Consider the following 14,297-nt stretch of genomic DNA (forward strand, 5'->3'; position numbering starts at 1 on the left):
CGACGCGATCACGCCGTGCCGAGATCCACAAGCGGATGCGCGAACAGCTTCCACGGCGACGTGAGGAAATGCCGCACGCGCTCGGCACGCAGCTCGACGAGCGACGCCGGTGCCCAGCGCGGCTTGCGATCCTTGTCGACGAGATGCGCGCGCACGCCTTCGCGGAAGTCGCCCTCCTCGATCGCGCGCGCCACGATGCCGAGTTCCATCCGGAACGACTCGGCCAGCGTCATCTGCCGGCCGCGCAGCAGCGCTTCGCGCGTCACGCACAGCATCGTCGGCGAATGGCCGCCGAGCGCATCGAGCGTCGCCTGCAGCCATTGACGATGTTCGCGCGCGAGCTCGTCGCGCGCGAGATCCTGCTTGAGCGTCGCGACGATCCGCTCGACGGTCGAGCGCCTGTCGAAGTGACGGACGATCCACGCCATCTGCGTATCGAGCGCCGCATGCGGCACGACGTTGCACGGCGGCTCGAACACCTTGCGCAGCGTCGGCAGCACGTCGCCGTCCCACTTGGCGCTCTCGATGCGCGTCTCGAACGTATCGAGCCACGACGACGGCACGCACAGGTCCGCGAGCTTCGCGCTCAGCGCATCGGCGCCCGACAGCATCGCGCCCGTCAGCCCCACGTACAGCTCGAGCTCGACCGGCATGCACGACAGGAAATGCGTCGCGCCGACGTCGGGCACGAGGCCGATGCGCGTCTCGGGCATCGCGATCTTGCTGCGCTCGGTCGCGACGCGCAGCGCCGCGCCTTGCGCGAGCCCCATCCCGCCGCCCATCGTCACGCCGTCCATCAGCGCGACCACCGGCTTCGGGAACGTATGGATCGCGTAGTCGAGCCGGTATTCGTCGACGAAGAACGGCAGCCAGGTCTCGCGCTGCGCGACCATCCGGTGCAGCGCGCGCACGTCGCCGCCCGCGCAGAAACCCTTCTCGCCCGCGCCGCGCAGCACGACCGCGACGATCTGGTCGTCGGTGCGGCAACGCTCGAGGAGCGTGGCCAGCCCGCCGATCATCGAATAGGACAACGCATTGAGCGCTGCCGGCCGATTCAGCGTAATGAGCGCCACGCGGTTCACCACGCGGAACAGCACCTCCGGCGCGGGTTGCGTGAAGCTGTCATGAGTCGTCACCGGCGTGCTCATCGTTGCGGCTCCCCATCGGTGTGCCATTGCGGCGCACGCTTGCCGAGAAACGCGGCCACGCCTTCGCGCGGATCGTTCGTGTCGAACAGGTCGACGAAGCGCTCGCGCTCGACCGCGAGCGCCGCGCTGCGCGGCACGCCGCGGCGCGCGAGGCCGATCAGCTCCTTGCTGTATGCCACCGCATGCGGGCTCTGCCGCGCGACGTTGCGCGCGAGCGCCAGCGCCGCATCGCGCGCCGCGCCGCGTTCGACCACGTCCTCGACAAGGCCGATCCTGAGCGCCGTCGCCGCGTCGACGCGCGTGCCGGCCAGGATGATCTTCTTCGCCCAGCCTTCGCCAACGAGCCAGGGCAGCGTCTGCGTGCCGAGCCCGCACGGCAGCAGCCCGACCGACGGTTCGGGCAGCGCCATCTGCGCGTGCGTCTCGGCGATCCGCAGGTCACATGCGAGCGCGCATTCGAGGCCGCCGCCCATCGCGTAGCCGTTGATCGCCGCGATCGTCACGACGCGCGCGTCGTGCAGCGCCTCGAACGCCGCGCCGAAACGCGCGGCCATCGCACGCGCAACCGCGCGGTCGCCGTCGGCGAACGTGTTCAGGTCGGCGCCCGCGCTGAAGAACTTCGGGCCGTCGCCGGTGATCACGAGCGCGCGCACGCGCGGGTTCGCATTCAAGGCGGCGACGGTTTCCTGCAGCTGCTGCAGCCCGTCGGCGGTAAAGGCGTTCGCGGGCGGACGCTTGAGCGTCGCGCACGCGATCGCGCCATCGTCGACGTAGTCCAGTTCGATCATGAGGCGTCCTTCTTCGTGGCCGGTTGGTACAGGCGGATCACCGCCGAGAAATCGAGTTGCCCGTCGCCGCGGCTGCTCATCGTCTGGTACAGCTGCTGCGCGAGCGCGCCGAGATAGACGGGCTGGCGCGCCTGCTTCGCGGCGTCGTTCGCGAGGCCGAGATCCTTCAGCATCAGGTCGGTGCCGAAGCCGCCGCTGTAGCCGCGCGACGACGGCGCGGTGTCGATCACGCCCGGATACGGGTTGTAGGTGTCCGAACTCCAGCAGCGGCCCGTCGACGTGTTGACGATGCCGGCCAGCACCTTCGGGTCGATGCCGAGCGCGACGCCGAGCGACATCGCCTCCGACACCGCCGCCATCGAGATGCCGAGCACGAGGTTGTTGCACACCTTCGCGACCTGGCCCATCCCCGTCGCGCCGCAGTGGACGATGTTCTTGCCCATGCCGGCGAGCACGGGCTTCACGCGCTCGAAATCGGCATCGCTGCCGCCGACCATGAAGGTCAGCGTGCCGGCTGCCGCGCCGCCGGTGCCGCCCGACACGGGCGCATCGACGAACGCGCCGCCGTGCTCGCGCACGAGCGCGCCGAACGCCTGCGCGCTCGCCGGATCGATCGTGCTCGAATCGATCACGGTCGCGCCGGCGCCGAGGCCGGCCAGCACGCCGTTCTCGCCGGCGAGCACCGAGCGCACGTGCGGCGCGGCCGGCAGCATCGTGATCACGAACGTCGCGCCCGACGCCGCGTCGCGCGGCGAGCCGGCCGCCTGCGCGCCGGCGTCCTGCAGCGCGCGCAATGCATCGGCGCTCAGGTCGAACGCATGCACTTCATGGCCGGCCTTCAAGAGGTTCAGCGCCATCGGCGCACCCATGTGGCCGAGTCCGATAAAACCGATCTTCATTGCGTGTCTCCCATCTCATGCTTCGCTCACGATCGGCACGCCGCGCCGATCGCATGTGTCGTCGTCAATGCAGCCGGATCGTCGTGTTCACCGGGCCGGCCGTCGTGTCGTCGTCGAACCAGCGCGCGGTGACCGTCTTCGTCTGCGTGTAGAACTGCACGACCTGCTTGCCGTACGGGCCGAGATCGCCAAGCTTCGAGCCGCGCGAGCCCGTGAAGCTGAAGAACGGCACCGGCACCGGAATCGGGATGTTGATGCCGACCTGGCCGACGTCGATCTCGCTCTGGAACTTGCGCGCGGCCGCACCGCTCTGCGTGAAGATGCCCACGCCGTTGCCCATCGGGTTCGCGTTGACGAGCGCGATTGCCTCGTCGAGCGTGTCGACTTCCATCACGACCAGCACCGGCCCGAAGATTTCATGTGTGTAGACCGTCATGTCGGGCGTCACGCCCGAGAAGATCGTCGGGCCGATGAAGTTGCCCTGCTCGAAGCCGGCGACCTTCACGTCGCGCCCGTCGAGTTCGAGCTTCGCGCCTTCCTTGATGCCCGCGTCGATCAGCGACAGGATGCGCGCCTTCGCGCCGCGCGACACGACCGGCCCGACGTCGGTGCCGGCTTCGGAGCCCGCGTTGACCTTCAGCGTCTTCGCCTTCGCGACGATGTCCGGCAGCCAGTCGCGTGCGCGGCCGACCAGCACCGCGACCGAGGTCGCCATGCAGCGCTGGCCGGCCGCGCCGAAGCCCGCGCCGACGAGTGCGTTGATCGCCTGCTCGCGGTTCGCGTCGGGCAGCAGAAGCGCGTGGTTCTTCGCGCCCATCATCGCCTGCACGCGCTTGCCGTGCTGGCTGCCGAGGTTGTACACGTGCGTGCCGACGGCCGTCGAGCCGACGAACGAGATCGCCTTCACGAGCGGATGCGTGCAGATCGCGTCGACGACTTCCTTGCCGCCGTGCACGACGTTCAGCACGCCCTTCGGCACGCCGGCCTCGATCGCGAGCTCGACGAGTTCCATCGTCGACATCGGGTCCTGCTCGGACGGCTTCAGCACGAACGTATTGCCGCACACGATCGCCATCGGGAACATCCACAGCGGGATCATCGCGGGGAAGTTGAACGGCGTGATGCCCGCGCACACGCCGAGCGGCTGGCGCAGCGTGTAGGTGTCGACGCCGCCCGCGACGTTCTCCGCGAACTCGCCGAGCTGCAGCGAACCGATCGAGCACGCGTGCTCGACCACTTCGAGGCCGCGGAAGATGTCGCCTTCGGCGTCGGGCAGCGTCTTGCCCTGCTCGGCCGTCAGCGTCTTCGCGATGCGCTGCTGGTTCGCGCGCACGAGATCCTGGAACTTCAGCATGATGCGCATGCGCGCGGCGATCGGCGTGTTCTTCCACGTCGCATACGCGGCGTGCGCGGCCTGCACGGCCGCGTCGACTTCGGCGACGGTTGCGAACGGCACGCGCGCGAGGACCTGCTGCGTCGCCGGGTTGACGATGTCGCGCCACTCGCTCGTGGTGGACTCGACGAAGGCGCCGTCGATCAGCAGCTTGACCGTCGGCACGTCTTGCCCCGTGCGGGGCGTCGGATTCGCGTTCATCGATGCTCTCTCCTTGCAGTGGGCCGTGTAGCGTCATGCGACGCGCGGCCGGTTCAGTTCAGTTGCGGACAACGGCCGCGGCATGCGGCGCGCGGCAGGTCATTTCAGTTCGGCGGCGAAATCTTCTTCCCAGTATTCGCCGGGCATCCGCGTCGTCGCATCGTCGCCGCGCTCGATCTCGCGGCGCCGCAGCTCGACGCGGCGAATCTTCCCCGAGATGGTCTTCGGCAGCTCCGCGAACTGCAGGCGGCGGATGCGCTTGTACGGCGCGAGCCTCTCGCGCGAGAAGCGGAAGATCTCCAGCGCGAGCGCGGGGCTTTCCTCGTAGCCCTGGCGCAGCGTGATGAAGGTCTTCGGCACCGACAGGCGCACCGGGTCCGGGCTCGGCACGACGGCCGCTTCCGCGATCGCCGGATGCTCGATCAGCACGCTTTCCAGTTCGAACGGGCTCAGCCGGTAGTCGGACGACTTGAACACGTCGTCCGCGCGGCCGATGTACACGTAGTAGCCATCGTCGCCGCGCATCGCGATGTCCGACGTGCGGTAATGGCCGTCGCGCATCGCGTGGGCCGTCGCGTCGGGATTGTTCGCATAGCCGGTCATCAGCCCGACAGGGCGCGTCACGTCGGCGCCGATCGGCAGCGCGACTTCGCCTTCGCCGACGGGCATGCCGTCCGGGTCGAGCAGCGCGATCCGGTAGCCGGGCAACGGCCACCCCATCGAGCCCGCGACGACCGGCTGGCCCGGCGTGTTGCCGATCAGGCAGGTCGTCTCGGTCTGGCCGTAGCCGTCACGAATCGTGATGCCCCACGCCTTCTTCACGCGCTCGATGATCTCGGGATTCAGCGGCTCGCCCGCGCCGACGATCTCGCGCAGCTTCACGTCGAACGACGCGAGCGGCTGCTGCACGAGCATGCGCCACACGGTCGGCGGCGCGCACAGCGTGGTCACCTGGTATTTGACGAGCGCGTCGAGCACCGCCTTCGGCTCGAAGCGCGCGTAGTTGAATACGAACACGCACGCCTGCGCATTCCATGGCGCGAAGAAGCAGCTCCACGCATGCTTCGCCCAGCCCGGCGAGCTGATGTTCCAGTGGATATCGCCCGGCTGCAGGCCGACCCAGTACATCGTCGACAGGTGCCCGACCGGATAGGTGCGGTGCGTATGCTCGACGAGCTTCGGCTTCGACGTCGTGCCCGACGTGAAGTACAGCAGCATCGGATCGCTCGCGTGCGTGACGGCGTCCGGCTCGAACGCGGCGCTCGCGGCGTAGCCGTCGTTCATCGCGAGCCAGCCTTCGCGCGATGCGCCGGCGACGATTTTCTGCTTGAGACCGAGATCGGCCTGTTCGAACTTCGCGGTTTCGTTCTCATCGACGATCGCATATTTCGCGCCGCCGATCTGCACGCGATCGCGCACGTCGTCGGCCGATAGCTGCGTGGTCGCGGGCAGCACGATCGCGCCGAGTTTCATCGCGGCGAGCATCGCGTCCCACAGCTCGACACGGTTCGGCAGCATCAGCAGGATCCGGTCGCCGCGCACGACGCCGATGCCGCGCAGCCAGTTCGCGATCCGCGACGAGCGCTCGGACATCTGCGCGAACGAATACGGGTCGCCCGTACCGGTTGCCGCGTCGACGATCCACAGCGCGGGCTTGTCGTTGCCGCGCGCCATCGGGTCGAAGTAGTCGAGCGCCCAGTTGAACGCATCGAGCACCGGCCATTCGAAATCGCGGTAAGCGGTTTCGTAGTCGGTGCGATGGCGCAGCAGGAAGTCGCGTGCGTCCAGGAATGCCTGTACCGTCATCGTGTCGTCTCCGTCTCCAGTCTCCATGCCCTGCGGTCGACCGGCGCATGTGCTGCAGCGCATGCCCGGTTCCCTGTTGCACGGCGCACGGTCACGTCGTTGCGTGCCGCGTTCGCCGCGCTGCCCTCGTGCCATGCTTGCTTACCTGCTGGTCTGTTTGCGTGATTTCCGATGGAGCGAGCGCGACGACTCAAAGCTGCCGCGCGATCACCATTCGCTGCACTTCGCTGGTGCCCTCGTAGATCTGCGTGATGCGCGCGTCGCGATAATGACGCTCGACTTCGTAATCGGCGAGGTAGCCGTAGCCGCCATGAATCTGGATCGCGTCCGAACACACGCGCTCGGCCATCTCGGACGCGAACAGCTTCGCCTGCGACGCCTCCGACAGGCACGGCAGCCCGGCCGTGCGCAGCTTCGCCGCGTGATGCACGAGCAGGCGCGCCGCGTTGATCTGCGTGGCCATGTCGGCGAGCTTTTGCTGGATCGCCTGATGCTCGGCGATCGGCTTGCCGAACTGCACGCGCTCGCTCGCGTAGCGGCGCGCCTTGTCGAATGCGGCGCGCGCGATGCCGAGCGCCTGCGCGGCGATGCCGATGCGCCCGCCTTCGAGGTTCGACAACGCGATCTTCAGCCCTTCGCCGCGATTGCCGAGCAGGTTCTCTTCCGGAATCGCGCAGTTCTCGAACGTGATCGCGCACGTGTCGGATGCGCGGATGCCCATCTTCTTCTCGGGCTTGCCGACGATGAAGCCCGGCGTATCGGTCGGCACCAGGAACGCGGAAATGCCGCGCTTGCCGGCTTCCGGGTCGGTCATGGCAAAAACGATCGCGACCCCGGCACGCTGGCCGTTGGTCACGAACTGCTTCGCGCCGTTCAGCACCCACTTGCCGTCGCGCAGTTCCGCCCGCGTGCGCAGGTTGTTCGCCTCGGAGCCCGCCTGCGGCTCGGTCAGGCAGAACGCGCCGATGATGCGGCCCGCCGCCATCTCGGCCAGCCAGCGATCCTTCTGCGCGGGCGTGCCGAAACCGAGGATCGGCCCGCAGCCGACGGAGTTGTGCACGCTCATCATCGTCGCGCACGCGGCGTCGCCGGCGGCGATCTCCTCCATCGCCAGCGCATAGGCGACGTAATCCGTATACGCGCCGCCCAGCTCCTGCGGCACGATCATCCCGAGCAGGCCGAGTTCGCCGAGCTGCGCGACGACGGCGTCGGGCAGGTGCGCGTCGTGGTCCCACTGCGCGGCGTTCGGTGCCAGCACTTCGGTGGCAAAAGCGCGCGCGGCGTCGCGGATCATCCGCTGGTCTTCGGTGTAAAGCTCGTCCATGGCGCTGCTGTCTCCCGCGGCCGCGTGCCGCGACCGACCTTCTGTTTCGATGCAACAAGTGTAGGCAAGCGCGCGCGACTGTTCGATGCTCGCGCCGCTCATTTACACTGAGCGTTTTTGCCATACCGGCGGCTTCGATGAAGCAGGAAGACAAGGGCACCGTCGCGATCAGCCTCGTCGCTTACAGCGTCGCGCTCGCCACCCGGCGCGGCGTGGCGGCCGAGCCGCTGCTCGCGCAGGCCGGCATCGCGCCCGCGCTGCTCGCGCAGCCGCGAGCGCGGGTTTCCGCACAGCAATACGGCGCGTTGTGGAACGCGATCGCGCGCGCGCTCGACGACGAGTTTTTCGGGCAGGATCGCCACCCGATGCGCAGCGGCAGCTTCATCGCGATGAGCCAGGCCGCGCTGTCCGCGCAGGACGGACTGCACGCGATGGCGCGCGCGGTGAATTTCATGCACTGCGTGCTCGACGACCTGCACGCGGAGCTCGACGCCAATCCGCAGCGCGTGCGGCTGCGCTTCGTGCACCGCAACAGCGCCGCCGCGCCCGCGATGTTCACGTACGCGACCTATTTCATCATCGTGTACGGGCTCACCTGCTGGCTGATCGGGCGGCGCATCCCGGTGCTGCACGCGAGCTTCCGCTGCGACACGCCGCCGACCGATCACGAATATCCGTCAATGCTGTGCGACGACATGCGGTTCAACCAGCCCGATTCGTATGTCGATTTCGATCCCGAATTCGCGACGCTGCCGGTCGTACAGAACGCGAAGACGCTGAAGACGTTCCTGCGCAACGCGCCGGCCAGCTTCATCGTCAAGTACCGCAACCCGAACGCGCTCGCGCAGCGCGTGCGCACGGTGCTGCGCGGGATGCCGCCCGCCACGTGGCCGGGCGCGGGCGGGATGGCCGCTCGACTGCACGTGGCCGAGGCGACGCTGCGCCGCAAGCTGCACCAGGAAGGCCACGCATACCAGTCGATCAAGGACACGCTGCGGCGCGACCTCGCGTTCGAGGCGCTGGCCGATCCGTCGCGCACGATCGCCGACGTCGCGGCCGCCACCGGTTTCGCGGAACCCAGCGCGTTCTATCGCGCGTTTCGCAAATGGAGCGGGCGCAGCCCGGCCGAGTACCGGGAAGAAGCGCTCGCGCGGGGCGGCGGCGCCGGCTGAACGCGCGGCCGGCGGCCCCGCCTTCGCGCTTTCCGCCGAAACCGCCTAATCTTCAAGCATCGGGCCAACGCCCTTTCCGCGAGCCGGACGGCGTGCGGCCGCGCGCCGCCCGGACGCCTCGATGCGTATTCACCGTCATGGGCCGACGTCGACATCTGCATCGCTCGACGGCCGCCCCCGTCACCCGCTGTCCGCGCGGGTCGCGCGCGCCGCGCTGTTCGCGGCGCTGCTCGTCGTATGCGCGGCGGTTGCCGCCCCGCCTCCCGCCGCTGCGCCGGCCGCCGTGCCGCCGGTCGTCGTGATTCCGGTCAATGGCGCGATCGGGCCGGCCAGCGCCGACTTCATCGTCCGTTCGCTCGACCGCGCGGCGCGCGAGCACGCGCCGCTCGCGATCCTGCAGCTCGATACGCCCGGCGGGCTCGACACGTCGATGCGGCAGATCATCAAGGCGATCCTCGGCTCGCCGGTGCCGGTCGCCGCGTTCGTCGCGCCCGGCGGCGCACGGGCCGCGAGCGCGGGCACCTATATCGTCTACGCGAGCCACATCGCCGCGATGGCGCCGGGCACCAATCTCGGCGCGGCGTCGCCGGTGCAGTTCGGTATCGGCGGCGGCGCGCCGGGTATGCCGGGGGCGACGAAGCCGTCGCCGGCCGGGGCATCGGGGGCGGCCGGCGCATCCGCGACGCCCGCCGAACTGCCCAACGACACGCAGTCGACCGAGATCCGCAAGGCGACCCAGGACGCCGCCGCGTACATCCGCGGCCTCGCGCAGCTGCGCGGACGCAATGCCGAATGGGCCGAGCGCGCGGTGCGCGAAGCCGTGAGCCTGTCGGCGAACGAGGCGCGCGCGCAGCATGTCGTCGACCTGATCGCGCAGGACCCGGCCGACCTCGCGCGCCAGCTCGACGGCCGCACCGTAACGACGAGCGCCGGCACGCTGCACCTCGCGACCGCGCATGCGCCGCTCGTCGTGCTCACGCCCGACTGGCGCAGCCGCTTCCTGGCGATCATCGCCGATCCGAACGTCGCGCTGATCCTGCTGACCATCGGCATCTACGGGCTGTTCTTCGAATTCGCGAATCCCGGCTTCGTGCTGCCGGGTGTCGCCGGCACCATCTGCCTGCTGGTCGGGCTGTTCGCGATGCAGTTGCTGCCGATCAGCTATGCGGGCCTCGGGCTCGTGCTGCTCGGTCTCGGCTGCCTCGTCGCCGAGGCGTTCCTGCCGACCTTCGGCGTGCTCGGTTTCGGCGGGATCGTCTCGTTCACGATCGGCGCGCTGATGCTGATCGACACCGACGTGCCCGGCTACGGGATTCCGTGGCCGGTGATCGCGGGCCTCGCGTTCGGTGGCGCGCTGCTCGTCGGCGGCGTGTCGAGTGTCGCGCTGCGCGCGCGGCGGCGGCCGGTCGTGACGGGCGCCGAGGCGATGCTCGGCAGCATCGGCGAAGTGCTCGACGACGGCCTGCATCCGGACCAGCCGCATGGCGCCGCCAGCGCCGCGCCGTCGGCCGCCGGCTGGGCGCTCGTGCACGGCGAGCGCTGGCGCGTGGCGAGCAGCGAGCCGCTCGCCGCCGGCTGCCGCGTGCGTGTCACCGGTCGCCACGGACTGCTGCTCACCGTCGCGCCGCTCTACGACGTGCCGACGCAGGAACAACAACAGCAGGGAGAACCAACATGATGGGTTACACGTTCGGCTTCAGCAGCGTCCTGATCCTCTTCGTCGTGGTGCTCGTCGCATCGTCGATACGCATCTTCCGCGAGTACGAGCGCGGTGTGGTGTTCATGCTCGGCCGGTTCTGGAAAGTGAAGGGGCCGGGGCTTGTGCTGATCATCCCGATCGTCCAGCAGGTCGTGCGGATCGACCTGCGCACCGTCGTGTTCGACGTGCCGCCGCAGGACGTGATCACGCGCGACAACGTGTCGGTGAAGGTGAATGCCGTCGTGTATTTCCGCGTCGTCGATCCGGAGAAGGCCGTGATCCAGGTCGCACGCTTCTTCGACGCGACGAGCCAGCTCTCGCAGACGACGCTGCGCTCGGTGCTGGGAAAGCACGAGCTCGATGCGCTGCTCGCCGAGCGCGAACAGTTGAACGCCGACATCCAGAAGACGCTCGACGCGCAGACCGATGCGTGGGGGATCAAGGTGTCGACGGTCGAGATCAAGCACGTCGACCTGAACGAAACGATGATCCGCGCGATCGCGCGGCAGGCCGAAGCCGAGCGCGAGCGACGCGCGAAGGTGATTCACGCGGAAGGCGAACTGCAAGCGTCGGAGAAGCTGCTGCAGGCCGCGCAGCGGCTCGCGCAGCAGCCGCAGGCGATGCAGCTGCGCTACCTGCAGACGCTGACGACGATCGCGGCGGACAAGAATTCGACGATCGTGTTTCCGCTGCCGATCGATCTGCTGGGGGCGTTGCTGGAGCGGCTGGGGGCCAAACCCGGACAGTGACGGTCGCGCCGATCGCCGTCGTGCGAAATTTCCGAATCACCGGTTCGGAAATCCGGCGCCCCCGCCAGCCGCGGATATCCTGGCCCATACCCTGGGGATTGGCGCATTGGTCGCCACATCCCCCGCTCTAGAGCTCCTCCTCCATTTCCCGCTTCTATTAGGACAAGTCCTCACCTCCCGGTACGCGGAACCGTCTATGATCATTACATTGATCAATGATACATTAAATGCTGACTGAATAACCCGTGACGGCGACGTCGGCGGGCACGTTCCGGATCAGCGCCCCCGCGAAGCATGGGGCCGGAGTAAGCGCTAAAGCGCTAACTCCGGCCGACATTGGAGACGCATCATGACCGACCACCCGCTGCCGGAAGTCCACCTCGACGAACTGCCGCAATTCCGCGCGGTCCAGCAGCTTGCCTACCGCTGCGTCGAGACCGTCGGCGCGATGCTCTACCCCGGCATTACCGAAAAGGAAGCCGCGCGCCTCCTGACCGAATGGCTGCAGGACAACGGCGTGCACGACTGGCTGCACAAGCCGTTCGCGTGGTTCGGCGAGCGCACCGCGTTCGAAGGCTTCTCCGGCGTGAAGCACATGGGCGGTTTCAACCTCGCGTTCTTCCCGAGCAACCGCCAGCTCGAGACCGACATGCCCGTGATCCTCGACGTCGCGCCCGTGCTCGACGGAATCGTCGCGGACGTCGGCTACGCGCACTGCCTCGGCCACAACCCGATCCTCGAACAGCTGCAGGACGACCTGATGGACCATCGCGCCATGATCGTGCGGCTCGTGAAGGAGCGCCGCCCGATGGCCGAGGTCGCGCAGGCGGTCGACGCGCTGTGCCGCCGCCAGGGCGTCGAGCCGCGCCACAAGGCCTATCCGTTCAAGGTGCTCGCGCATCGCGTCGCGAAGATCCACAAGCTGTCGAAGCCGCGCTTCGTCGCGCGCTTCGGGCTGAATGCGACGCGCAACCTGCTGCTCGACCAGGGCCGCGCGGCGAAGCAGCAGGGCTGGTCGCCGCTGTGGTCGATCGACCGCCGCTCCGAACATGCGCCGGTGCCGGGCCTGTGGGCCGTCGAGCCGCATCTCGGCTTCGCCGGCGTCGGTGCGAAATTCGAGGAACTGCTGGTGATCACCGACGACGATGCGTATTGGCTCGACGACGACCTGCCGCACGTGCGCCGCTGGCAGCGCCGCCAGGCCGAACGCGCGCAGGCCGTCGCGGACGTGCCGGCTGCGGCCTGACGCGCACGCGTCGGTCCTTCCCCCCGACTCCCCGCCCCCGAATCCCCTGAACGACGGACTCACGATGCAGCCTCTTTCCGACGAAGCGCCGCTGGCCCTGTTCGAATCGGTTCACAGCGAGACGGCCGTGGCCTCCGGCGACCTGACGCTCGCGGTCAGGACCTGGGGCGACCCGGCCCGCTCGCCGGTCGTGCTCGTGCACGGCTACCCCGACGACAGCAGCGTCTGGCAGCAGGTCGCGCCGCTGCTCGCGCGCAAGCACTACGTGATTGCCTACGACGTGCGCGGCGCGGGCCTGTCCGGCGTGCCGAAACGCACGGCCGACTACCATCTCGCGAAGCTGACCGACGATTTCATCGCGGTGATCGACGCGCTCTGCCCCGGCCGCGCGGTGCACCTGATCGCGCACGACTGGGGCTCGATCCAGGGCTGGGAATTCGTCACGGACCCGCGGCTCGCCGGTCGCATCGCGTCGTACACGTCGTGCTCGGGGCCGTGCCTCGACCACGTCGGCTTCTGGCTGCGCGAGCGCGTGCTGCATCCGACGCCCGCGTCGCTGGCCAGGCTCGGCGGCCAGCTCGTGCGCTCGTGGTACGTGTACCTGTTCCATTTGCCGTTCATCCCCGAGCTGAGCTGGCGGCTGTGGCTCGGTCGCGCATGGCCGGGCCTGCTGCGCCGGGTCGAGAAGACGCCCGCCGCGCCGCGCCCGACGCAGGCCGACGATGGCGCACGCGGTGTGCGCCTCTATCGCGCGAACTTCATCCGCTGCCTGTTCGCGCCGCGCGAGCGCTACGCGCACGCACCGGTGCAGACGATCGTGCCGCTCGGCGACAAGTACGTGAGCCCGGCGCTCTCGGAAAACCTGTCGCGCTGGGTGCCGCAGTACTACCGCCGCGAAGTCGCGGCCGGCCACTGGCTGCCGCTCGCCGATCCCGCGCGCTTCGCGGGCCTCGCCGAGCAGCTGATCGACGCGGTCGAATCGGGCGAAGAGCCGCCCGCGCTCGCGAACGCACGCCGCCGCGCGACCAGCGGCCGCTTCAGCGGCAAGGTCGCGGTCGTCACCGGCGCGGGCAGCGGCATCGGGCGCTGCGCGGCGCTCGCGTTCGCCCGCGAAGGCGCGACCGTCGTCGCGTGCGACATCGATCTCGCAAGCGCCGAGCGCACCGCGCTGCTGCTCGGGCTCACCGGTGCGCAGGCACACGCGAAACGCGTGGACGTCGGCTCCGCCGACGAGATGGAAGCGCTCGCGGCGTGGGTCGGCAGCGAACTCGGTGGCGCGGATGTCGTGATCAACAACGCGGGCATCGGCATGGCCGGCGGCATGCTCGACACGAGCGAGCGGCACTGGGAGCGCATCCTGCACGTGAACCTGTGGGGCGTGATCCACGGCTCGCGGCTGTTCGCGCAGCAGATGGCCGCGCGCGGCACCGGTGGCCATATCGTCAACACCGCGTCGGCTGCCGCGTTCGGGCCGTCGCGCGACCTGCCCGCGTACGCGACGACGAAGGCTGCCGTGCTGATGCTCAGCGAATGCATGCGTGCGGAGCTCGCGGAGAAAGGCATCGGCGTGACGGCCGTGTGCCCGGGCTTCGCGGAAACCGGAATCATGGCGTCGACGCAATACGCGGGCGCCAACGCGCAGGACGAGGCGCGGCTGCGCAAGCGCGCGACGAAGCTGTACCAGATGCGCGGCCTGAAGCCCGAGACCGTCGCACAGGCGATGATCGACGGCGTGCTGCGCAACCGGCCGATCGTGGCGGTCGGCACCGAGGCGCATGCGCTGCGCTTCGTCGCCCGCTTCATGCCGTGGCTCGGCCGGATGCTCGCCCGCGTCAGCATGGCATCGCATTGACGGCACAGGCCGCCGCACAG

At 69.1% G+C, this 14,297-nt stretch carries 11 protein-coding genes; 5 read left to right on the forward strand and 6 right to left on the reverse strand.

The window, feature by feature from the left end; all coding sequences use genetic code 11:
* Window positions 1–8: 8 nt before the first annotated feature.
* The 6 genes from AC1Z3W_RS13260 to AC1Z3W_RS13285 form a co-directional block, all read right to left on the reverse strand.
* Window positions 9–1,148 carry an enoyl-CoA hydratase/isomerase family protein gene (locus AC1Z3W_RS13260; RefSeq protein ID WP_483507731.1) on the reverse strand — a complete coding sequence of 380 codons (1,140 nt, stop codon included), beginning with the start codon at window positions 1,146–1,148 and terminating at the stop codon, window positions 9–11.
* The gene (locus AC1Z3W_RS13265) at window positions 1,145–1,936 is read right to left on the reverse strand and encodes an enoyl-CoA hydratase (protein WP_057927447.1); all 792 of its coding nucleotides are present in this window, start codon (window positions 1,934–1,936) and stop codon (window positions 1,145–1,147) included. Before AC1Z3W_RS13265 ends, AC1Z3W_RS13260 begins: the two co-directional genes overlap by 4 nt.
* Window positions 1,933–2,835: a 3-hydroxyisobutyrate dehydrogenase gene (gene mmsB, locus AC1Z3W_RS13270; RefSeq protein WP_057927448.1), complete on the reverse strand. Its 903-nt coding sequence runs from the start codon at window positions 2,833–2,835 to the stop codon at window positions 1,933–1,935. Before mmsB ends, AC1Z3W_RS13265 begins: the two co-directional genes overlap by 4 nt.
* A 64-nt stretch (window positions 2,836–2,899) precedes the next feature.
* Window positions 2,900–4,429, reverse strand: coding sequence for a CoA-acylating methylmalonate-semialdehyde dehydrogenase (locus tag AC1Z3W_RS13275; protein WP_483507732.1), 1,530 nt, complete (start codon window positions 4,427–4,429; stop codon window positions 2,900–2,902).
* 99 nt (window positions 4,430–4,528) lie between these two features.
* Window positions 4,529–6,235, reverse strand: coding sequence for an AMP-binding protein (locus AC1Z3W_RS13280; RefSeq protein WP_483507733.1), 1,707 nt, complete (start codon window positions 6,233–6,235; stop codon window positions 4,529–4,531).
* Window positions 6,236–6,425: 190 nt separating this feature from the next.
* Complete coding sequence (locus AC1Z3W_RS13285) at window positions 6,426–7,559, reverse strand: acyl-CoA dehydrogenase family protein (RefSeq protein ID WP_057927617.1); 1,134 nt, start codon at window positions 7,557–7,559, stop codon at window positions 6,426–6,428.
* A 137-nt stretch (window positions 7,560–7,696) separates the two neighbouring features.
* Here AC1Z3W_RS13285 and AC1Z3W_RS13290 point away from each other — a divergent pair, with 137 nt between their 5' ends.
* The 5 genes from AC1Z3W_RS13290 (at window position 7,697) to AC1Z3W_RS13310 (ending at window position 14,277) form a co-directional block, all read left to right on the forward strand.
* Window positions 7,697–8,731 (forward strand): AraC family transcriptional regulator, encoded by a 1,035-nt coding sequence (locus AC1Z3W_RS13290; protein WP_057927451.1) that lies wholly within the window; start codon window positions 7,697–7,699, stop codon window positions 8,729–8,731.
* 121 nt (window positions 8,732–8,852) lie between these two features.
* Window positions 8,853–10,409, forward strand: a complete 1,557-nt coding sequence (locus AC1Z3W_RS13295) for an NfeD family protein (RefSeq protein ID WP_124834711.1) — start codon at window positions 8,853–8,855, stop codon at window positions 10,407–10,409.
* Entirely contained in the window at window positions 10,406–11,179 is a 774-nt protein-coding gene (locus tag AC1Z3W_RS13300; RefSeq protein ID WP_483507734.1) for a slipin family protein, read from the forward strand. Before AC1Z3W_RS13295 ends, AC1Z3W_RS13300 begins: the two co-directional genes overlap by 4 nt.
* Window positions 11,180–11,528: 349 nt before the next feature.
* Window positions 11,529–12,425: a M24 family metallopeptidase gene (locus AC1Z3W_RS13305; protein ID WP_057927454.1), complete on the forward strand. Its 897-nt coding sequence runs from the start codon at window positions 11,529–11,531 to the stop codon at window positions 12,423–12,425.
* 64 nt (window positions 12,426–12,489) lie between these two features.
* A complete protein-coding gene (locus AC1Z3W_RS13310; RefSeq protein ID WP_057927455.1) occupies window positions 12,490–14,277 on the forward strand; it encodes an SDR family oxidoreductase in 1,788 nt (595 codons plus the stop codon).
* Window positions 14,278–14,297 lie beyond the last annotated feature (20 nt).

It is taken from the genome of Burkholderia sp. 10_S31 (assembly GCF_056930375.1).